An 18,472-nucleotide genomic window follows, 5' to 3' on the forward strand; every position below is an offset into this window, starting at 1 on the left:
CGCCCGCGCCGACCCGTCCACCCCGCCCATCCTCCCGGACAGGAGCACCATGGCCGCCGAGCTGCCCGACACCCTGCAGTACACCGCCGAGCACGAGTGGATCGACGCGGCGTCGCCCGCGACGGTCGGCATCACGTCCGTCGCCGCCGACGCCCTCGGCGACATCGTCTTCGTCGAGCTGCCCGGCGTGGGCTCCGAGGTGACGGCGGGCGCGGTGATCGGGGAGATCGAGTCGACGAAGTCCGTCTCCGAGCTCTACTCGCCCGTGACCGGGACGGTCGTCGAGGTGAACCAGGCGGCGGTCGACGACCCGTCGCTCGTCAACGCGGACCCCTACGGCGCGGGCTGGCTGCTGCGCGTGGACGTCACCGGCACCGGCACGCTGCTCTCCGCCGAGGAGTACCGCGCGCTCAACCCGTGATCCGCCTGGGTGCCAGCACCCAGGCGAATCGGACGCCCGCGTCCGAACGGGTGATACGCCGGGTGTCCTCCGCCATTGGGGTGCTTGCCCCGTACGGGTGACATGGCGCACTCTGCTGGCGACAACCCGTGACGTCGTGTATCAAGCGGCCGTCCGGGACGTCATGTGTGGTGCAGCGTTCGGCACCGCGGGGGGAACCTTCGGTGGTCGGAGAGATCAAGTGGCGAAAGTCCCGTCATAGGGCGGCCACCTGTCCCTCTCATCCGGTACGCAGCCCTCGCGGAGCCGGACGGTCCGGCCCCGCCGCCCACCGGAGGACACCATGAGCATGCTGGAGACCCGCCCGAGCCCCACCGTCCTGGGCGGGCACGCTCTGACCCGTCGTGAGCGCGTCGTCCTGGCCGAGCTGGCCGAGGACGTGACGCTCGAGGAGATCGCGACGCGGCTGTTCGTCACGCGGAACACCGTCAAGTCCCAGGTCCGCAGCGTCTACCGCAAGATCGGCGTCTCCACGCGCGCCGAGGCCGTCGCCTGGGCCGAGGCCCACGGCATCCGCTGACCCCGCGTCCTCCGGGTACGACGCCCGGCGTCCGGCTGGGGGAGAGCGGACGCCGGGCGGTACGGCGCCCGCTGCGCGTCCCGCGTGCACGTGCCCGTGACCTGCTCGTGACGCGTGGCTGGCAGACTCGGCGCATGACGCCGCCCACGCTCGTCGTCGCCGCCGCGCTCGTCGACGACCTCGACGACCCCCGCCTGCTCCTGGCGGGCCGGCGTGCGACGCCCGCGAGCCTGGCGGGGCGGTGGGAGTTCCCGGGCGGCAAGGTGGACCCCGGTGAGCTGCCCGAGGAGGCGCTGCACCGCGAGCTGCGCGAGGAGCTCGGTGTGCGGGTCGGCCTCGGCGTCGAGCTGCTCGGCCCCGACGACGGGATGTGGCGTCTCTCCGAGCGGTACGTGATGCGGCTGTGGTTCGCCGAGGTCCTGGACGGCGAGCCCGCGCCCCTCGTGGAGCACGACGAGCTGCGCTGGCTGCCCGAGGGCCAGTGGCTCGACGTCCCCTGGCTCGACGCCGACGTGCGCATCGTCGAGCGGCTGGCGGAGTTCGTGGCGACGTTCCCCGGCCGCGGTCAGGACGCCCGGGCCGGCGCCGCCGACCAGCCGGCCTGACCGCCGCGCCCGCGTTCTCCCTGGGCGAAAACCCGCCCGCGAGCTCTGGCACTCTCGGGTCGAGAGTGCTAAATCTGTGCGTGTAGCCACCCGGAGCCGGACAGGCCCGGGGACGCACCGGGGCCCGGGAGGTCCGAGGCCCCACGTGAGGAGGTGAGGGGCGTGGCTACTCGTTTCGACCCGTTCCAGGAGATGGACCGCGTGCTGGCGCAGGTGTTCGCCGCGGACCGCGCGTCGGCCTCCATGCCGATGGACCTGTACCGCGACGGCGACCACTACGTGCTCCACGTCGACCTGCCGGGTGCGGACCCGGGCACGATCGACGTCAACGTCGAGGACCGCACGCTGACCATCCGCGCGCAGCGCTCCGGCCGCACCGAGCACGACGTGCAGTGGCTCGCGAAGGAGCGTCCGTCCGGCACGTACGCCCGGCAGCTCACCGTCGGTCGCGGCCTCGCGCTCGACCGCATCTCGGCGACGTACGCCGACGGCGTGCTGACCCTGACGATCCCGGTGGCCGAGGAGGCCAAGCCGCGCCGCATCGAGGTGCAGCACGGCGCACGGCCCACGTCGATCGAGGCGGGCCACGTCGAGGCCCAGCAGGCCGACGCCAACGCCTGACGGGCTCGTCGCACCGGTTCCACGGCCCCGCTCCCGCACCGGGAGCGGGGCCGTCCGTCGTCCTGCCCGCCCCTCCCGTACTGCCCGGCCTCCCGTCCCGCCGCGCCCCGCCCACCCCTTCGTCGAGTTCGGCAGGTGCGTGCCGAGATCGCGACCTCCAGGTGCGGGTCTCGGCCCAGGACTGCCGAACTCGGCGAGAGGGGGACGGGTGGGGCAGGGCGCGGGCTGCGTCAGGTGAGGGTCGTGGTCAGGCGGTCGAGGACCTCCGTGAGGGTGGTCGGGGAGCAGGCGAGGTTGAGGCGGACCCGGCCCTCGCCGCCGGGGCCGAACGTCGGACCGGGCTGCGTCGCCAGGCGGCCCTCCTCCCGCAGGAGGCGGACCGGCTCGGCGCCGCTCGCGCGGACCGCCGGGGTGTCGCGCAGGTCCAGCCAGGCGAAGTAGGTCGCCTCCGGACAGCGCCAGCGCGCCGAGGGCAGGCGGTCCGCGAGGGTCCCCTCGACCGTCGCGACGTTCTCACGCAGCACCGCCAGCACCTCGTCCAGCCAGGGACCGCCCTCGCGGAACGCCGCCTGGTGCGCGACGGAGCCGACGTGGCTCACGGCGTGGCCGACGATCTCCGGCATGCGCGCCAGGTCGGCGGCCGCGTCCGGACCGGGCACGGCGAGCGCGGCCTTGAGGCCCGCCAGGTGGAACCCCTTCGAGGCCGAGTGCAGCGCGACGGCGTCGGGGATCACCGTCGTCGTCGGCACGAACGGCGCGTCGCCGACGACGAGCGGCGCGTGGATCTCGTCGGCGACGACGCGCACGCCGTGCCGGGTCGCGAGGGCGCCGACCGCCGCCAGCTCGTCCCGGGTGTGGAGGGTGCCGGTGGGGTTGTGCGGGTGGCAGAGCAGGTAGGCCGTGGCGTCGGTGAACGCCCGGTCGAGGGCCTCGAGGTCGAGGCGACCGTCGGTGCCCAGCGGCGCGTCGACCACGCGCCGGCCGGCGTGCGCCACGAACTCGCGGAACGGCGGGTAGACGGGCGGGTTGATGACGACGCCGTCGCCCGGCGCGGTCAGCACGCGCACCACCTCGACGATGCCGAGCATGACGTCCGGCACGGGTCGCGACGCGGCGACCGGGACGTCCCAGCCGTACCTCTCCGCGGCGAAGCCGGCGAACGCCTCGGCGTAGCCGTTCCCGACCTCGTAGCCGGTGTCGCCCGCAGCCAGGGCGTCGGCGACGGCGCGGACGACGGCCTCGGGCAGGCGGACGTCCATCTCGGCGACGAACGCCGGCAGCACGTCGGACGGGTAGGTGGCCCACTTCGAGGACCGGCGCGTGCGCAGCTCGTCGAGGGGGACGTCGAACGGGGTACCCATGCCCTCGACGCTAGTCCGCGTCCCGGCGCCGCCGCCGCAGGAAAGGCGTGGCCGGCGGTGCCGCCCCCCGGCATGCTGGCGGTCGTGACGCACCTCCTGTGCCGGGCCTGCGGCGCGCGGCTCACCGGTGAGCTGCGGCCCGTCACCGACGCGGACCGGGCAGCCGCGCCGCCGGTGCGGCCCGAGGAGCCGGCACCGAGCGTCCCGGTCGGCACCTTCGCGGTGGACCCGGAGCCGTTCGGGGCGCCGTACGTGCCCGGTCCCGGCGGCCACCGCGTCCCGGGCGGCCCGGCCGGCTGCGTCGTCCTGCACCCCGCGGAGTCGCTCGCGGTGCGGCGCCACCACGACGGGTACCGGCTCGCCGGGTGCTGCGCCCGTGACGGCATGCAGGGCCCCAACCTGCTGTGCGACGCGTGCGGTGCGGAGGTCGGCACGCTCCGCGACGACTGCTGGGTCGCCGAGTCCGGGGTGTGGCTGGACCCGCAGGCGGTCGCGACGAGCCCGACGCTCCCCTGATTCGCGCGCGACGCCGCCCCGGGCACGGCACCCGATGAGTGCGACCCGGCGCGCCGGTCGGTAGGGGCACGAGGACGACGACGGGAGGCGCACGATGCGGCTGACGGTGCACGAGTTCATGACGCTCGACGGTGTGGTGCAGGGGCCGGGTGCCCCGGACGAGGACACCAGCGACGGCTTCACCGCCGGCGGCTGGGTCATCCCGTTCGCGGACGACCCGCTGTTCGGCGAGGTCGTGGGCGGGTGGTTCGAGCGCACGTCCGAGCTGCTGTTCGGTCGGACGACGTGGGAGCTCATGCGCGCGTACTGGCCGCAGGTGACCGACGGCGACCCGGCGGCGGTGGCGTTGAACTCGCTGCCGAAGCACGTGGTCACGTCGAGCGAGCTCACCGGCGAGTGGTCCGGGTCGCGTCGGGTCGAGGGCGGCGTGGTGGAGGCGGTGACGGCGCTCAAGGAGCGCGAGGGCGGCGAGCTGCAGGTGCACGGGTCCGCACGGCTCGCGGCGTCGCTGCACGCCGCCGGGCTGGTGGACGAGTACCGGCTGCTGATCGCGCCCGTGACGGTGGGGCACGGGCGCCGGCTGTTCGGCACGGACGCGGTGCCGCGGGGGTACGACGTGGTCGAGCACCGGTCGAGCGAGCGCGGGCTGACGTACCTGGCGCTGACGCCCCGGGCGTACGAGGTCGCGTCGACGGCCGTGGTGGACGGCAGCGAGGTCGTCGTCCCCGCCTGAGCCTCGCGCTCGTCGCCGCCCGGCCCCGGTGCACGGGGCGGCGGCGGGTGCGACGACGACGGCGCCCGCCCCTCGGACGAGGGACGGGCGCCGTGGTGCGTCCGCGGCGGTGGGCGCGTCGCGGGACGCCGGTGGCTCCGGCCGCAGCGAGCGGGCAGCGGCCGGTGGGGTCAGAGCGTCGCGCGGACCGTCCGGGTCGCGGCGACGAGGTGCTCGAGCGAGGGCGTGACCTCCTCGTAGCGCCGCGTCTTGAGGCCGCAGTCGGGGTTGACCCAGAGCTGGTCGGGCTCGATGGTGCGCACCGCCTCGGTGAGCAGCTCGGTGACCTCGGACTCGCTCGGGACCCGCGGGGAGTGGATGTCGTAGACGCCCGGGCCGACGGCGCGCGGGTAGCCCGCCGCGGCGATGTCGCCGAGGATCTCCATCTTCGAGCGGGCCGCCTCGATGCTCGTCACGTCCGCGTCGAGGCCGTCGATCGCGTCCATGATCTCGCCGAACTCCGAGTAGCACAGGTGCGTGTGGATCTGCGTCTCCGGTCGCACACCGGCCGTCGAGAGCCGGAACGAGCGCACCGACCAGTCGAGGTACGCCGCGTGGTCCTTCTCCCGGAGCGGGAGCAGCTCGCGCAGGGCGGGCTCGTCGACCTGGACGATGCCGATGCCGGCGGCCTCGAGGTCGGCGATCTCGTCCCGCAGCGCGAGGGCCACCTGGTTCGCGGTGTCGCCGAGCGGCTGGTCGTCGCGGACGAACGACCACGCGAGGATCGTCACCGGGCCGGTGAGCATGCCCTTGACCGGCTTCTCGGTGAGCGACTGCGTGTACGTCGACCACGCGACCGTGATGGGCGCCGGGCGCGAGACGTCGCCCCACAGGATCGACGGGCGCGTGCAGCGCGAGCCGTAGGACTGGACCCAGCCGTTCTGCGTGACCGCGAACCCGTCGAGGTTCTCCGCGAAGTACTGGACCATGTCGTTGCGCTCGGGCTCGCCGTGGACGAGCACGTCCAGGCCGATGCGCTCCTGCAGCTCGACGACGCGGCGGATCTCCGCCTTCATCTCGTCCTCGTACTGCTCCGCGGTCAGCTCGCCCTTGCCGAACGCGGCACGGGCCTTGCGGATCTCCGGTGTCTGCGGGAACGAGCCGATGGTCGTGGTCGGCAGGGCCGGGAGCCGCAGGCGCTCGGCCTGGGCGGCCTTGCGCTCGGCGAACGGGCCGCGGCGGAACTGCTCGTCCGTGAGGGCGGCGGCGCGCTCGCGGACCTCCGGGCGGACGACGCCCGGGGCGGTCGCGCGGCTGCGGACGGCCTCGGACGCGGCCAGGAGCTGCTCGTGGATCGCCTCGCGGCCCTCGGTCAGGCCCTCGGCGAGCGTCGCGACCTCGCGGACCTTCTCGTCGGCGAACGCCAGCCAGGACACCAGCGTGCGGTCGAGAGCGGGCTCGTCCTCCACCGTGTGCGGGACGTGGAACAGCGACGTGGACGTGCCGACGGTGACCGCCCGGGCGGCGAGCGTCTCGAGCTGCTCGAGCACGGCGAGCTTCTTGTCGAGGTCCGCACGCCAGATGTTGTGGCCGTCGACGACGCCGCCGACGACCGTCTTGGTGCCCAGGCCGGGCGCGACGACGGAGGGCGCCTCACCGCGGACGAGGTCGAGCGCGATGCCCTCGACGTCGGTGGCCGCGAGCACGGGCAGCGCCGGCCCGAGGTCGCCGTAGGGCGCCGCGACGAGGATCGCCGGCCGCTGCGGGCGCGCGAGCTCGGTGGCCAGGGCGCGGTAGGCCCGCGTCGTCGCCTCGTACAGCTCCTCGGCGGGCACGCCGATCGAGTCCGACACGAGCGCGGGCTCGTCGAGCTGCACCCAGGTGGCCCCCGCGGCGGCGAGCTCGGTGAGCAGGCGCGCGTAGACGGGGAGCAGGTCGTCGAGGCGGTCCAGCGGGCCGAAGCCGGCGGGTGCGTCCTCGGTCGGCTTGGACAGCGCGAGGAAGGTGACCGGGCCGACGACGACGGGACGCGTGAGGACGCCGTCCGCCAGGCCCTCCGCGAACTCGGCGACCGGGCGGTCGCTCGCGTACCGGAACGTCGTGTCCGGGCCGATCTCGGGGACGAGGTAGTGGTAGTTCGTGTCGAACCACTTCGTCATCTCGAGCGGCAGGTCGTCGCCCCGTCCGCGCGCGACCGTCGAGTAGCCGGCGAGGTCGAGGCGGCCGTCCGCGTCCTGCAGGTCGGCGAAGCGCGCCGGCACCGCGCCGACGAGCGCCGCGGCGTCGAGGACGTGGTCGTAGAAGGAGAAGGCGCTGGGGATCGCCGGGGCGTCGGCGGCGAGCCCGAGCTCGGCGAGCCGGGTGCGGGTGCGGCGGCGCAGGTCGGCGGCGACGGCCTCGACCTCCTCGGCCGTGGTGCGGCCGGCCCAGAACGCCTCGAGCGCCTTCTTCAGCTCGCGGCGCGGGCCGATGCGGGGGTAGCCCAGCACGGAGCCGGCGGGGAACGCCGGGGCCGGGGTCGTGGTGGCGGTGTCGGTCATGACGGGTTACCTCGCCGGTGTCGGGGTGGGCCCGACGGCAAGGTCGCCGGCGGGCTCGGTGGACGTCGTGGGGACGGCGGCGGCCGGGCGGCCTCCGCGCAGGTCGGCGCCGTCGAGCAGGTCGAGTGCCGCCTCGTGCTTGTTGAACGTGTAGACGTGGACGCCGGGTGCGCCGCCGTCGAGCACCGCCCGGACCAGGTCGACGCCCGCGCGGATGCCGCGTCGGTGGCGCTCGAGCGGGTCGTCCACCGACCCGAGCAGGTCCAGGAGCGTGCGCGGGACGGGCACCCCCGTCAGCTCCTGCACGCGCAGCAGCCGGGCCGGGTCGGTCGTGGGGATGATCCCCGGGACGATCGGGATCGTCACCCCCGCCCGACGGGCCTCGGCGACGAGGCCCAGGTACGCCTCGGCGTCGAAGAACACCTGCGTGATGGCGAAGTCGGCGCCGGCCTCCTGCTTGGCGAGCAGCGCCTGCACGTCCTGCTGCCGGGTCCCGCCGGTGGCCTGGTTGCCGCGCGGGAACGCGGCGACGGCGAGCGACAGCGGCCGCACGCGCGCCCGCACCGCCTGCGCGGGCGAGCCCGCGCACCGGCGCTGCTCGACCTCGCGCAGCAGCGCGACGAGCTCGGCGGCGGTGGCGACGCCCTCCGGGTGCGGCTGCCAGTCCGCCTGCCCGGCGGGCGGGTCGCCCCGCAGCGCGAGGAACGCGCGCACGCCCTCGTCGAGGAACTCCTCGACCACGGCCGCGACCTCCGCGCGCGAGGTGCCCACGCAGGTGAGGTGCGCGATCGGGTTCAGCGTCGTCTCCCGGAGCAGGCGCGTGACCAGGGCGCGCGTCGTCTCGCGGGTCTTCCCGGAGGCGCCGTAGGTCACCGACACGAAGTCGGGCTCGGCGGCCTCGAGCTCCCGGACGGTCGCCCACAGGCGGGGCGCGGCGTCGACGTCGCGCGGCGGGAACAGCTCGAACGACACGGTCGGCCGGTCGAGCGCGGCCGCGGGGGCCCGCCGGCGCGCGGCGCGGGTGGCCGGCGCGTGCCCGTCGACCGGCGCGCGCCCGTCGGCGGGGGCACTCGCGGCCCGCGCGTCCGCCACGGCGGTCATCGCGGCGTCCCGGCGCAGGGCCGGGGACGAGGGCGGGCGGCGGCCAGGCAGGACGTGCCGCCGTCCGTGGGGTCGGCGACGTCAGGGCGCACGATCATCGTCACTCCATCGTTCCTGGCGGAAGCACCCACACCCTCGACGAGGAGGGGGGTTGCTGCGGCGTCGCTGAGCCAGGTCTCTCGGCCGCTCTGGATGGTCGGCGTGAAGCGTAGCGAGCGGTCCCGTATGGCGGACAGGGGTGACCGCTGCATGAGACGCGGCGTGTCGCGGGGCGGTCAGGCGCGCCCTGAGCGGGTGAGGACGTGTGCCGACGGGGGTCGCCCTCGGCGGCCCGAGCGCGCGACGTTCGGCGTCGTCGCGTCAGCGCTGGCGGCGGCGGAGCCCGTCCGGCGGCGGCTGCTCGCGCGAGGGGCGCGGCCTCGGCACGCCGAACCACGCCGTCGGCGAGCCGGCGGGTACGGCGAGCAAACCGTCCTGGACGGCGGCCAGGACGCTGGGGTCGGGCGCGTCGGCGCTCTCCCACGCGTCGTGTGCGGCGCGCACGGCGTCGTGCCGTCCCTCGCCGTCCCGCTGGTCCACCATGCCGGGCACCCTAGTCCCGTCGCTGGTCCTGGACACGCGTCCGGACCGCGTGTCACCCCAGTGGAGCACCGGGACGCGCTCCGCCCGGTGCGCCGGTCACGGACGCGCCCGAACGGCGCAGCGCCACCGGGCAGGTCGCGACGTGGTCGTCGACGACGCCGCACGCCTGCATGGCCGCGTACGCGGTGGTCGGCCCGACGAACCGGAACCCCAGGCCGCGCAGCTCGCGCGCCAGCGCGCGGGACTCCGGCGTCGTGGCCGGCACGTCGGCGCCGCCGCTCGGACGCGTGCGCGTTCCCTGCGGCGCGTGCGACCAGAGCACCTCGTCGAGGCTGCGCCCCGCCTCGTGCAGCGCGAGCACGGCGCGCGCGTTGGCGATCGTCGCCTCGATCTTGGCCCGGTTGCGCACGATCGAGGCGTCGGCGAGCAGGCGGGCCACGTCGCCGTCGCCGAAGCGCGCCACCACCTCGGGGTCGAAGCCGGCGAACGCGGTGCGGAACGCCGGCCGCTTGCGCAGGATCGTGATCCAGGCGAGTCCGGACTGGAACGCCTCGAGCGCGAGGCGCTCGAACAGCGCGTGCTCGTCGTGCACGGGCACGCCCCACTCCTCGTCGTGGTAAGCGGCGTAGAGCGGGTCGCCGTCGCCGAAGCAGCGGCCGGCGACCAGCGGCAGGGCGTCCCCGGGGGAGCCGCCGGGCGGGACGGGGGTCTCGGTCATGCGGCGAGTCTGCTCGTCCCCGCCGACATCCCGGCGTGTCGGGCTCCGCCGTGTGCAGGGACGGGCGGGACGGTCGGGCTGGGGTCGGGTCGGTGCCGTCAGTCCTGCGCGCGCCGCTCCACGAGCGCGGCGATGCCGTCGAGGATGACGCGGGTGCCGAAGTCGAGCCCGGTCCCCGTGGGACCGGGGGGCGCCGCGGCCGGGTCGAGGGCGCCGCCGGCGACGGCGCGCGCCAGCGCCGGCTGCGTCGCGGGGTCGACGAGCCGGGCGATCACCGCGTCCGGGTCGGCGGGCTCGTCGTCGCCGGCGGCCCGCTCGCGCACCGTGTACGCGTCGATCAGCCGCGCCCAGTCGAGCTGGTGGCTCGACAGCACCCCGACCACCGACAGCTTCTCGGGCTCCGTCAGCCGCGTGTCCTCGAGGCACGCGAGCATCGCGTCCATCCACGCGAGCCGGTTGGGACCGACGGCGAAGATCGTGCTCGTCGTGCGGGCCAGCCAGGGGTGGGCGGCGAGGACGGGCCGCTGCAGCTCGAGCAGCAGCTCGGTCCGCTCGCGCCAGCCGCCGACCTCGGGGCCGACGTGCGGAGGGCGTCCGGCCGCGCGGTCGGCCATGAGCATGAGGACCTCGTCCTTGCTCGTGACGTAGCGGTAGAGCGACATGGTCGTGAAGCCGAGGGACTCCGCCAGCCGTGCCATCGACACCGCCTCGAGGCCCTCGGCGTCGGCCAGCGCGATGCCGGCGTCGGCGATCTGCTCGAGCGACAGCCCGGGGCGCGGACCGCGCCGTGCGGGTGCGGAGCCGCGCCACAGGACGGCGAGGTCCGGCGGGAGGTCCGCGAGGTCCGGCGGGGTCGCGACGTCCGGGTCCGCGCGCTCGGCCTGCCGACGCGCCTTCTCGGCCTCGCGCACGGCGCGGCGCCGTGCGAGCGCCGCGGCGCGGTCCGCCTGCTCGGCCTCCCGCAGCGCGCGTGCCGCCTCACGCGCGGCGTCGGCCGCCTCGCGCTCGCGCTCCCGGCGGCGCTGCTCGTCCTCCTTCGCCCGCTCGGCGTCGGCACGCGCGCGCTCGCGCTCGCGACGCTCGGCGGCACGGCGGGCGTCGCGCTCGTCCTTCTCGGCCTGCCGGCGCGCCTGCTCGGCGTCGCGCCGGGCGCGCTCGGCCTCCTTCTGCGCCGCGCGCTCCGCCTTCTCGCGGTCGCGGCGGGCGCGTTCGGCCTCGCGCCGTGCGGCCGGGTCGTCGTCGGCGGTCGTGGGGGTCGATCGGTCGTCGTCCATTGACTCCCGATCCTACAAGTGTGTATGACATACACACACAGTTTGCGACGTACACAGAAGGAGGTGCGTGATGGAGGAGCCCGTCATCGAGGTCCGGGGCCTGCGCAAGGCCTACGGCGGCCGGACCGTGCTCGGGGGCGTCGACCTCACCGTCCGGCGGGGCCAGGTCCTCGCGCTGCTCGGCCCGAACGGCGCCGGGAAGACCACGACCGTGCGGATCCTGGCGACGCTCGTCGCACCGGACGGCGGCACCGCGCGCGTCGCCGGGTACGACGTGCGCCGGGAGCCCGCGCGCGTCCGGGCGGCCCTGAGCCTCACGGGTCAGTACGCGGCCGTCGACGAGCTGCTCACGGGTGAGGAGAACGTGCGGCTCGCCGCCCGCCTCGCGCACGTGCCCCGCCGGCTCGTGCGCGCGCGGGCCGCCGAGATGCTCGAGCTGTTCGACCTCACCGACGCCGCACGTCGCACCGTGCGGACGTACTCCGGCGGGATGCGCCGGCGCCTCGACCTCGCCGTGAGCCTGCTGAGCCGACCCCAGGTCCTCGTCCTGGACGAGCCCACCACAGGCCTGGACCCGCGCAGCCGTGCGGCCCTGTGGGACGTGGTGCGATCCGTCGTCGCCGCGGGCGGGACCGTCCTGCTCACGACCCAGTACCTGGAGGAGGCCGATGCGCTCGCGCACCGTGTCGCCGTCATCGACCGCGGCGTCGTCGTCGCGGACGGCACCGCCGCGGAGCTCAAGGCCGCGGTGGGGTCGGCGCACGTCGAGCTCGCGCTCGCCGACGGCACCACCGAGCGGCTCGTGACGGACGGCTCGGTCGCCGACGTGCGGCGCGTCCTCGGCGACGTCGAGCGGCGCCGGCTCGACGTCGTGCACTGGCAGGTGCGCACGCCCACCCTCGACGACGCCTTCCTCGCCCTGACCGGCCACGACACCGGGCCGTCCGCACCGGCGGACGGCCGCACGCCGGCCCTCGCCACGCCGGCCCTCGCCACGTCCGCCACGACCACCGTCTCGTCCGACCGGGAGCCCCGATGACCACCGTCGACCTCACCCCGCGCCCCGTGCCGCCGCCCCCCGGGCCTCTCGACGCCGTGCGCGACACGCTCGCGCTCGTGGGCCGCAGCGTCCGCCGGTCCACCCGGCAGCTCGACACGCTGCTGCTCGCGGTGCTGCTGCCCGTCGTGCTGCTGCTGATGTTCGTCTACGTCTTCGGCGGCGCGATCAGCACCGGCATGGCGTACGTGGACTTCGTCGTCCCGGCGATCGTGCTGCTGACCGCCGGCTACGGCGCGGCGACGACGGCCGTCGACGTGGCGGGCGACATGACCAACGGCATCGTCGACCGCTTCCGGAGCATGCCGGTCCCGGCCGGTGCCGTGCTGACCGGGCACGTGGTGGCGAGCCTGGCACGCAACGCGCTGTCCACCGCGCTCGTCGTCGTGGTCGCGCTGCTCGTGGGGTTCGACCCGGCGGCGTCCGCGGGCGGCTGGCTCGCCGCGCTCGGCGTGCTGACCGTCTACGTGCTGGCCCTGACCTGGGTGGCCGTGGCGATCGGGCTCGTCGCGTCCGGGCCGGAGGCGGCGAGCGGGTTCACGTTCGTCATCCTCTTCCTGCCGTACCTCTCGAGCGCGTTCGTGCCGGTCGACACCATGCCCGGGGTGCTCGCGACGGTCGCGGGCCTGAACCCCGTGACGCCCACCGCGGACGCGCTGCGGGCGCTGCTGCTCGGGATGCCGGTCGGCTCGACCGTCCTCGTCGCGGCCGCCTGGTGGGTCGGGGTGCTGGTCGTCGCCCGCGCGGCCGCCGCCGTCCTGTTCCGGCGCCGCTGAGCGGGTGCGGGCGCGGGCGTGGCGTCCGGTGCGCGGTGTCCGGTCCGTGGTGTCCGGTCCGTGGTGGTCCCGGACGCCCGTCCGACGCTCGTTCACCGACCCGCCACCCCGCGCGCGCCCGCACGGCCTACGCTCGCGCCCATGGCGCACCCCACCGCTGCGGTCCCCGCCGGCGCTCCCGTCGCGGAGCCGCCCCTCGTCCGTCGGCAGATCGCGGCCTGGGCCGCCTGGGACTGGGGGTCGGCCGCGTTCAACGCTGTCGTCACGACCTTCGTCTTCACCGTCTACCTGACGGGCTCGTCGTTCGCCGAGCCGGGCGCCGACGTCGAGGCCGCGACGGCGCTGCACAGCCAGTGGCTCGGCTGGGGCCTGGCCGCCGCGGGCGTCCTCGTCGCACTCACCGCCCCGGCGCTGGGCACGCTCGCCGACGCCGGCGGGCGCCGCCGCCCGCTGCTCGCGGTGACGTCGCTCGTCGTGGGCCTGTGCATCCTCGCGCTGTGGTTCGTGCAGCCCGCGGAGGGCGGCATGGCGGACGCGGTCCGCCTGGGCGTCACGCTGCTCGCGGTCGGCACCATCGCCGCCGAGATCGCGGGCGTCGCCTACAACGCGCTGCTCGTGCAGGTCAGCGGGCCGCGGACCATCGGCCGCGTCAGCGGCATCGGCTGGGGCGCGGGCTACGTCGGCGGCATCGTCCTGCTGCTCGTCCTGTACTTCGGCCTCATCCAGCCGGAGGTCGGGCTGTTCGGCGTGACGTCGCAGGACGGGCTGGACGTGCGCGTGTCGATGCTCGTCGCGGGCGCCTGGTTCCTCCTGTTCGCGGTGCCGGTGCTCGTCGCGGTCCCCGACCGGCGGCGCCCCGGCGCCCCGGCGCCCGTCGGTCTGGTCGGGGCGTACGCGACCGTCGGCCGGCACGTCGCGACGCTGTGGCGGGAGCGGCGCTCGACGCTGCGCTTCCTCGTGGCGAGCGCGGTCTTCCGCGACGGGCTCACGGGGGTGTTCACGTTCGGCGGCGTGCTCGCCGCGGGCACGTTCGGGTTCTCGCCCGGCGACGTCATCGTCTTCGCGATCGCCGCGAACGTCGTCGCGGGCGCCGCGACCATCGCCGCGGGGTGGCTCGACGACCGGTTCGGGCCGCGGCGCGTCGTGACGTGGTCGCTGGTCGTGCTGGTCGTCGCCGGGACGGCGGTGTTCCTGCTGCACGACCTCGGCGCCTCGGCGTTCTGGGCGGGCGGGCTCGTGCTGTCCGCGTGCGTGGGCCCCGCGCAGACCGCGTCGCGGGCGCTGCTGGCGCGGCTGGCCGAGCCGGGCCGCGAGACCGAGATGTTCGGCCTGTACGCGACGACGGGACGTGCGGCGACGTTCCTCGCGCCGGCGGCGTTCTCGGTCGCGATCGCGCTCGGCGGCGGTCAGCAGTACTGGGGGATCCTCGGGATCGTCGCGGTGCTGCTGCTGGGTCTGCTGCTGTTCGTGCCCGTGCGCTTCCCGCGCGGCCTCGGCGTCGACGGGCGGCGCGACGTGGCGACGACGACGATGAGCGCGTGACGAGCACGCACGCGCAGGACCGGGCGGCGGACGAGACGACGGGCGACTGGTCGCCCGACCCCCTGCTCCCGGACAGCGAGGTGCGCACCCTCCCGGCGTGGCGGCCGGCCCCGGGAGGCCCGCAGTGGCGCGCCGTCGCCGCCGGGGGTGCCGCACCGGTGCTGACGCTCGTGCGGCCGCTCGCGCAGCCGCCGGCGCCGCACGGCGTCGTCGTGCACCTGCACGGGTACAACGACTACGCGTTCGCGACGCCGCTGCCGGACGCGCTGCGCCAGGCCGGGTGGGCGTACCTCGCCGTCGACGCGCGCCGGGCCGGGCGCTCGACGCGCCCCGGCGACGTGCCGCACTACCAGGGCGACCTGCGTGAGCAGGCGTCGGACCTGGGGCGCGCGGTCGCGGCGGCGCGGACGAGGTGGCCCGACGTGCCCGTCGTCGTGCACGGCCACTCGACCGGCGGCCTCGTGGCCGCCCTGTGGGCGCACGCGCACCGCGTCCGCGGCGGGGCGGACGCGCTCGTCCTCAACAGCCCCTTCCTCTCGGTCGAGCGGTCGTGGGTGACACCGCTGCAGGACCAGGCGCTGCGCCCGCTCGCGCGCACCGCCCCGCTGCGCGTGCTGGCCGGCTCGCCATCGCACTACGCGGCCCGGATGCGCGAGCGGTGGGAGTTCGACACCGAGCTCAAGCGCCCCGACGGGGTGCCCGTGCGGGCCGGGTGGCTGGCGGCCGTGCGGGCGGGGCAGCGGCGCGTCGCGGCCGGACTCGAGATCGCCGTCCCCACGCTGGTCGCGCGCTCGGCGCGGTCGACGGCCGACCTCGGCGAGGGGGACGACCTCGACACCGTGGACACGGTGCTCGACGTGACGACGATCGCCGCGCTCGCGCCGGGCCTGGGCACCGACGTGCGGGAGGTGGTCGTGGAGGGCGGCGTGCACGACCTCGTGCTCTCGCACGACGAGCCGCGACGGGCGTACCTCGACGCGCTCGTGCGGTTCCTGGACGAGGTGGCGGACCGGCCGCGGGGATGAGGGGCGGCGTCCGCGCGGTTGCTGCGGACGTGACCCGTCGTGCGAGCGAGGAGGCCCGATGAGCGCCGACAGCACCACCCTGACCGACGAGGACCGCACGCTGCTGCGCCGGCCGCTGCACGCGTTCTTCACGGCCGCGGCCGGGCCCGTGCCGCCGCAGCCGCGGCCCGTGTGGTTCGAGCTCGCGGACGACGACACCGTCCAGCTGTTCACCGGCCCGGAGTCCCTCAAGGTGCGGCACCTGCGCCGCGACCCGCGGGCGTCGCTGGTCGTCGCAGCGCCGGTGGGCGAGCGGGAGCACTGGGTGGCGGTGAGCGGTCCGGTCACGGTCGAGGCGGACGGCGCGCACGAGCTCGCCGCCCGCCTGGCCGCCCGCTACTGGGACCTGGACGACCCGGCCCGCTCCCGGGACCTCGAGGGTCTGCTCGCGGACGACTACGTGCGGCTCGTGCTGCACCCGGAGCAGGTGCGGCGCACGGTGTTCTGAGGGCGCGGCGCCGTCAGCCCCGGTCGAGCCGGTCCAGCAGATCGACGGCCGCGCGCGCGTAGTCGCTGATCCACCGGTCGTGGATGCGCTTGATCGGCAGCGGCGCGAGGGACAGGTGCCGCTCGCGCCCCACCTTGCGGCCGGTGACGAGCTCGGCCTGCTCGAGCACACGCAGGTGCTGGAGCACGGTGGTGCGGTCGAGGTCGGGGAAGAGCGAGCAGAGCTCCCCGGTGGTGCGCGGCGACTCCTTGAGGGCGTCGAGCATGCGACGGCGGACCGGCGCGGCGAGGGCCTTGAAGACGCGGTCGTCGGCCTCGTCGTCACCCTTGTGGGCCGTGGCGGACATGTTGTAAGAATACAACATGTCAACCGACGAGACACTCACCGCACTGTCCTTCACCGTGTCGGGGCGCGTCGCGCGCCCCTGCGAGCAGGTGTACGAGGCCGTCGCCGACCCCGAGCAGCTCTCGCGCTACTTCACCACCGGCGGCGCCCGCGGCCGGCTCGAGCCCGGAGCCGACGTCACCTGGGACTTCGCCGACTTCCCCGGCCGGTTCCCCGTCACCGTCGTCGAGGCCGACCCGCCCCGACGCCTCGTCATCGAGTGGGGCGGCGAGGCGACCACGGGCGAGGGCGGCACCACGCGCACCGAGTTCGCGTTCGAGCCGGTCGACGACGGGGCGCGCACGCTCGTGACGATCACGGAGTCCTCGTGGCGCCCGACGCCCGACGGCGCCCGTGCCGCGTTCGGCAACTGCGAGGGCTGGACGAGCATGCTGAACGCCCTCAAGGCGTGGCTCGAGCACGGGGTGAACCTGCGGGACGGGTTCTACCGCTGACGCGTCGTCACGCCGGCCCGCGGCGCCGCGCCCGCGGCCTCAGCCCTCGACGCCCGTCGCCGCGTGCGACGACCCCACCGGCTTCGACTCCGGCGACCCGCGCTCGCGCAGGAACACCGCCAGCACGACCATGCTGAGCACGGCGAGGAACTCCGACTGCCAGTTCTGGAACGTGCGGTCCCAGAAGTCGGGGAGCAGCACGTACTCCCCCCACGACACCGGGTCCTGCAGGTCGCGCATCTGCTCCTCGGAGTACGCGACCGCGCCGGTGAGCGACTGCACGAGCCACGACCCGAGGAAGATCGACCCCATCACGAGCGTGAGGGAGTGCGAGTAGACGCCCAGCCGCCACCCGCGCACGCGGGCCCACGCCGGCGACTCGGGGGTGGAGTGCTCCGCGACCTTCTGCTCCTCGTCGGTCTCGCGCCCGGCGTCGTCGAGCGCCTTCGACTCGGGCGAGCCCTTCTGCACGAGCCACACCGCGGCCGCGATGAGCAGCAGGAACTGCAGGAACTCCGACTGCCAGTTCTCCGTCACGTCCACGGCGAACGCCGACGAGAGCACGTAGTCCCCCAGCGTCACGGGGTCGAGCCCCGCCGCCCGCTGCTCCTCGTTGAAGAACGCGACACCCGTGAACGCCTGGCCCACGAGCGACAGCAGCAGGATCACCAGGAAGAAGAGGCTCAGCCCGTTCTCCTTGAGCACGCGCCGAGCGCTCACCGCCGCACCACCGTCAGCACGACGCAGGCCGCGAGCGTGCCGTAGATCGCGACGAGCGTGAGCGCGAACAGGATCCGCTGCGACCTCATGCCTGCACCTCGCAGTCGTAGGGGCGCCCGGGCCGCGCGTCGCACCCGGCCGCCGTGACGACCCAGCCGCTGCCCGACCGGGTGAGGAAGACCGTGTCGGCGGCGAACAGCACCTGCGCCTGACGGCCGGCGACGTGCGCGCTCGCCTCGCCGAGGCCGCCGGCCCGCGAGCTCAGCTCGTCGCCGATCTCGCCGCTCGTGACGGCCTCGGCGCAGGTCGCGTCCTCGTCGGCCGCGGCGGACTCGGCCGCGTCGGGGAGCAGCAGGGCGCAGGCGGCCGCGCCGTCACCGTCCGCGACGGCCGCGTAGAAGCGCGTCGCCGCGTCGACGGCGGCCCCCGAGGCGGGTGTGCCGCTGCAGGCCGAGGCGGCGAGCACCACCGTCGCGGTCAGCGCGGCGAGGGTCGCGCCGTGTCGTCGGGTCATGCCGGGATGCTGGCAGGGCCGTGCGGGCGCGGCATCCCCGGGCGGCTACGGTGCGGGCCATGACTGCCGTCGCAGCTCCACGCCCGGGCGTCCGCCACGTGCGCGAGGGAGCGCTGGTCGGCCTCGCGGCCGGGGCGCTCGTCGGCCTGGTCGCGGGAGCGGCCGACGGCTGGCTGTCCTGGTCGCTGTTCCTCGGCGCGGTGGTCGGCTGCTCGGCCGGTCTCGTCGCGTCGGGGAGCGGGGTGCTGCTGGTGCGGGTCACCGGCGCCGCGGGGTCGGTGGCGCGGGTCGCCGCGGTCGCGCTCGCCGAGGGTGCGGGTGCTGCCGTCGTGGTCGCCGTGCTCACCCGGCTCCTGCACGTCGTGGAGCCGTGGTCGGTCGTCGCCCCGCTCGCGAGCCTCCTGACCGCGGCGGCCTTCGCCTGGTGGCGTGGGCCCCTGGGCAGCGACCGGACGGGTCCCGGCCGGTGACGGCCGGCGGGGGTCGGTCAGGACCCCGACGA

The 18,472-nt window shown here is 75.7% G+C and carries 22 protein-coding genes and 1 riboswitch; of the genes, 13 read left to right on the forward strand and 9 right to left on the reverse strand.

The genetic code is table 11. The features are described 5' to 3' along the window. The first annotated feature begins 49 nt into the window (after positions 1-49). From gcvH to GC089_RS00410, 4 genes are all read left to right on the forward strand, one after another. Positions 50-421, forward strand: a complete 372-nt coding sequence (gene gcvH / locus GC089_RS00395) for a glycine cleavage system protein GcvH (RefSeq protein ID WP_155376008.1) — start codon at positions 50-52, stop codon at positions 419-421. A gap of 322 nt (positions 422-743) precedes the next feature. Then, entirely contained in the window at positions 744-980 is a 237-nt protein-coding gene (locus GC089_RS00400; RefSeq protein ID WP_155376009.1) for a helix-turn-helix transcriptional regulator, read from the forward strand. Positions 981-1,114: 134 nt separating this feature from the next. Then, positions 1,115-1,585, forward strand: coding sequence for a (deoxy)nucleoside triphosphate pyrophosphohydrolase (locus GC089_RS00405; RefSeq protein ID WP_155376010.1), 471 nt, complete (start codon positions 1,115-1,117; stop codon positions 1,583-1,585). 162 nt (positions 1,586-1,747) lie between these two features. Next, positions 1,748-2,206, forward strand: coding sequence for an Hsp20/alpha crystallin family protein (locus GC089_RS00410; RefSeq protein WP_155376011.1), 459 nt, complete (start codon positions 1,748-1,750; stop codon positions 2,204-2,206). Positions 2,207-2,436: 230 nt separating this feature from the next. On the opposite strand, the gene GC089_RS00415 is transcribed toward GC089_RS00410, so the two are convergent. Next, complete coding sequence (locus GC089_RS00415; protein WP_155376012.1) at positions 2,437-3,567, reverse strand: MalY/PatB family protein; 1,131 nt, start codon at positions 3,565-3,567, stop codon at positions 2,437-2,439. Positions 3,568-3,651: 84 nt separating this feature from the next. On the opposite strand from GC089_RS00415, the gene GC089_RS00420 reads away from it, so the two are divergent. Both GC089_RS00420 and GC089_RS00425 read left to right on the forward strand, forming a co-directional pair. Then, entirely contained in the window at positions 3,652-4,083 is a 432-nt protein-coding gene (locus tag GC089_RS00420) for a hypothetical protein (protein ID WP_155376013.1), read from the forward strand. Between the two features lie 94 nt (positions 4,084-4,177). Further along, positions 4,178-4,816 carry a dihydrofolate reductase family protein gene (locus GC089_RS00425; RefSeq protein WP_155376014.1) on the forward strand — a complete coding sequence of 213 codons (639 nt, stop codon included), beginning with the start codon at positions 4,178-4,180 and terminating at the stop codon, positions 4,814-4,816. A gap of 170 nt (positions 4,817-4,986) precedes the next feature. Here GC089_RS00425 and metE read toward each other — a convergent pair whose 3' ends face one another. The 5 genes from metE to GC089_RS00450 all read right to left on the reverse strand — a co-directional run bounded on the left by metE (position 4,987) and on the right by GC089_RS00450 (position 11,010). Further along, complete coding sequence (metE, locus tag GC089_RS00430) at positions 4,987-7,335, reverse strand: 5-methyltetrahydropteroyltriglutamate--homocysteine S-methyltransferase (protein ID WP_155376015.1); 2,349 nt, start codon at positions 7,333-7,335, stop codon at positions 4,987-4,989. 6 nt (positions 7,336-7,341) lie between these two features. Next, positions 7,342-8,436 (reverse strand): methylenetetrahydrofolate reductase, encoded by a 1,095-nt coding sequence (locus GC089_RS00435; protein WP_155376016.1) that lies wholly within the window; start codon positions 8,434-8,436, stop codon positions 7,342-7,344. Positions 8,437-8,527: 91 nt separating this feature from the next. Further along, a riboswitch (SAM riboswitch) is annotated at positions 8,528-8,635 on the reverse strand. A 161-nt stretch (positions 8,636-8,796) separates the two neighbouring features. Continuing rightward, complete coding sequence (locus GC089_RS00440) at positions 8,797-9,018, reverse strand: hypothetical protein (RefSeq protein WP_155376017.1); 222 nt, start codon at positions 9,016-9,018, stop codon at positions 8,797-8,799. Between the two features lie 52 nt (positions 9,019-9,070). Continuing rightward, entirely contained in the window at positions 9,071-9,736 is a 666-nt protein-coding gene (locus GC089_RS00445; RefSeq protein ID WP_155376018.1) for a DNA-3-methyladenine glycosylase I, read from the reverse strand. Between the two features lie 98 nt (positions 9,737-9,834). Continuing rightward, positions 9,835-11,010: a TetR/AcrR family transcriptional regulator gene (locus GC089_RS00450; protein WP_155376019.1), complete on the reverse strand. Its 1,176-nt coding sequence runs from the start codon at positions 11,008-11,010 to the stop codon at positions 9,835-9,837. A 70-nt stretch (positions 11,011-11,080) separates the two neighbouring features. Here GC089_RS00450 and GC089_RS00455 point away from each other — a divergent pair, with 70 nt between their 5' ends. From GC089_RS00455 to GC089_RS00475, 5 genes are all read left to right on the forward strand, one after another. Beyond that, positions 11,081-12,049, forward strand: a complete 969-nt coding sequence (locus GC089_RS00455) for an ATP-binding cassette domain-containing protein (protein WP_155376020.1) — start codon at positions 11,081-11,083, stop codon at positions 12,047-12,049. After that, entirely contained in the window at positions 12,046-12,843 is a 798-nt protein-coding gene (locus tag GC089_RS00460; RefSeq protein ID WP_155376021.1) for an ABC transporter permease, read from the forward strand. Before GC089_RS00455 ends, GC089_RS00460 begins: the two co-directional genes overlap by 4 nt. Positions 12,844-12,984: 141 nt before the next feature. Beyond that, positions 12,985-14,385, forward strand: a complete 1,401-nt coding sequence (locus tag GC089_RS00465; protein ID WP_155376022.1) for an MFS transporter — start codon at positions 12,985-12,987, stop codon at positions 14,383-14,385. Then, positions 14,382-15,410 carry an alpha/beta fold hydrolase gene (locus tag GC089_RS00470; RefSeq protein ID WP_196250769.1) on the forward strand — a complete coding sequence of 343 codons (1,029 nt, stop codon included), beginning with the start codon at positions 14,382-14,384 and terminating at the stop codon, positions 15,408-15,410. Before GC089_RS00465 ends, GC089_RS00470 begins: the two co-directional genes overlap by 4 nt. A 58-nt stretch (positions 15,411-15,468) precedes the next feature. Further along, positions 15,469-15,897, forward strand: coding sequence for a pyridoxamine 5'-phosphate oxidase family protein (locus GC089_RS00475; protein WP_155376024.1), 429 nt, complete (start codon positions 15,469-15,471; stop codon positions 15,895-15,897). A 13-nt stretch (positions 15,898-15,910) separates the two neighbouring features. Here GC089_RS00475 and GC089_RS00480 read toward each other — a convergent pair whose 3' ends face one another. After that, positions 15,911-16,243 carry a helix-turn-helix transcriptional regulator gene (locus tag GC089_RS00480; protein ID WP_230684958.1) on the reverse strand — a complete coding sequence of 111 codons (333 nt, stop codon included), beginning with the start codon at positions 16,241-16,243 and terminating at the stop codon, positions 15,911-15,913. Positions 16,244-16,259: 16 nt separating this feature from the next. Here GC089_RS00480 and GC089_RS00485 point away from each other — a divergent pair, with 16 nt between their 5' ends. Further along, positions 16,260-16,736, forward strand: coding sequence for an SRPBCC domain-containing protein (locus GC089_RS00485; protein WP_155376026.1), 477 nt, complete (start codon positions 16,260-16,262; stop codon positions 16,734-16,736). 39 nt (positions 16,737-16,775) lie between these two features. Here GC089_RS00485 and GC089_RS00490 read toward each other — a convergent pair whose 3' ends face one another. Together GC089_RS00490 and GC089_RS00495 are read right to left on the reverse strand one after the other, a co-directional pair. Next, positions 16,776-17,456: a DUF6766 family protein gene (locus GC089_RS00490; RefSeq protein WP_155376027.1), complete on the reverse strand. Its 681-nt coding sequence runs from the start codon at positions 17,454-17,456 to the stop codon at positions 16,776-16,778. Between the two features lie 85 nt (positions 17,457-17,541). Further along, a complete protein-coding gene (locus GC089_RS00495; protein WP_155376028.1) occupies positions 17,542-17,970 on the reverse strand; it encodes a hypothetical protein in 429 nt (142 codons plus the stop codon). Between the two features lie 59 nt (positions 17,971-18,029). Here GC089_RS00495 and GC089_RS00500 point away from each other — a divergent pair, with 59 nt between their 5' ends. After that, complete coding sequence (locus GC089_RS00500; RefSeq protein WP_155376029.1) at positions 18,030-18,440, forward strand: hypothetical protein; 411 nt, start codon at positions 18,030-18,032, stop codon at positions 18,438-18,440. Positions 18,441-18,472 lie beyond the last annotated feature (32 nt).

The organism is Cellulomonas sp. JZ18, from assembly GCF_009720485.1.
GTDB lineage: Bacteria > Actinomycetota > Actinomycetes > Actinomycetales > Cellulomonadaceae > Cellulomonas.

Coding starts and splice junctions, on each gene's coding strand:
- GC089_RS00495 (WP_155376028.1), bottom strand. CDS start 17,970: ATGACCCGACGACACGGCGCGACCCTCGCCGCGCTGACCGCGACGGTG.
- GC089_RS00475 (WP_155376024.1), top strand. CDS start 15,469: ATGAGCGCCGACAGCACCACCCTGACCGACGAGGACCGCACGCTGCTG.
- GC089_RS00460 (WP_155376021.1), top strand. CDS start 12,046: ATGACCACCGTCGACCTCACCCCGCGCCCCGTGCCGCCGCCCCCCGGG.
- GC089_RS00440 (WP_155376017.1), bottom strand. CDS start 9,018: ATGGTGGACCAGCGGGACGGCGAGGGACGGCACGACGCCGTGCGCGCC.
- GC089_RS00455 (WP_155376020.1), top strand. CDS start 11,081: ATGGAGGAGCCCGTCATCGAGGTCCGGGGCCTGCGCAAGGCCTACGGC.
- GC089_RS00400 (WP_155376009.1), top strand. CDS start 744: ATGAGCATGCTGGAGACCCGCCCGAGCCCCACCGTCCTGGGCGGGCAC.
- GC089_RS00485 (WP_155376026.1), top strand. CDS start 16,260: ATGTCAACCGACGAGACACTCACCGCACTGTCCTTCACCGTGTCGGGG.
- GC089_RS00500 (WP_155376029.1), top strand. CDS start 18,030: ATGACTGCCGTCGCAGCTCCACGCCCGGGCGTCCGCCACGTGCGCGAG.
- GC089_RS00405 (WP_155376010.1), top strand. CDS start 1,115: ATGACGCCGCCCACGCTCGTCGTCGCCGCCGCGCTCGTCGACGACCTC.
- GC089_RS00415 (WP_155376012.1), bottom strand. CDS start 3,567: ATGGGTACCCCGTTCGACGTCCCCCTCGACGAGCTGCGCACGCGCCGG.
- GC089_RS00435 (WP_155376016.1), bottom strand. CDS start 8,436: ATGACCGCCGTGGCGGACGCGCGGGCCGCGAGTGCCCCCGCCGACGGG.
- gcvH (WP_155376008.1), top strand. CDS start 50: ATGGCCGCCGAGCTGCCCGACACCCTGCAGTACACCGCCGAGCACGAG.
- GC089_RS00465 (WP_155376022.1), top strand. CDS start 12,985: ATGGCGCACCCCACCGCTGCGGTCCCCGCCGGCGCTCCCGTCGCGGAG.
- GC089_RS00450 (WP_155376019.1), bottom strand. CDS start 11,010: ATGGACGACGACCGATCGACCCCCACGACCGCCGACGACGACCCGGCC.
- GC089_RS00445 (WP_155376018.1), bottom strand. CDS start 9,736: ATGACCGAGACCCCCGTCCCGCCCGGCGGCTCCCCCGGGGACGCCCTG.
- metE (WP_155376015.1), bottom strand. CDS start 7,335: ATGACCGACACCGCCACCACGACCCCGGCCCCGGCGTTCCCCGCCGGC.
- GC089_RS00480 (WP_230684958.1), bottom strand. CDS start 16,243: ATGTCCGCCACGGCCCACAAGGGTGACGACGAGGCCGACGACCGCGTC.
- GC089_RS00425 (WP_155376014.1), top strand. CDS start 4,178: ATGCGGCTGACGGTGCACGAGTTCATGACGCTCGACGGTGTGGTGCAG.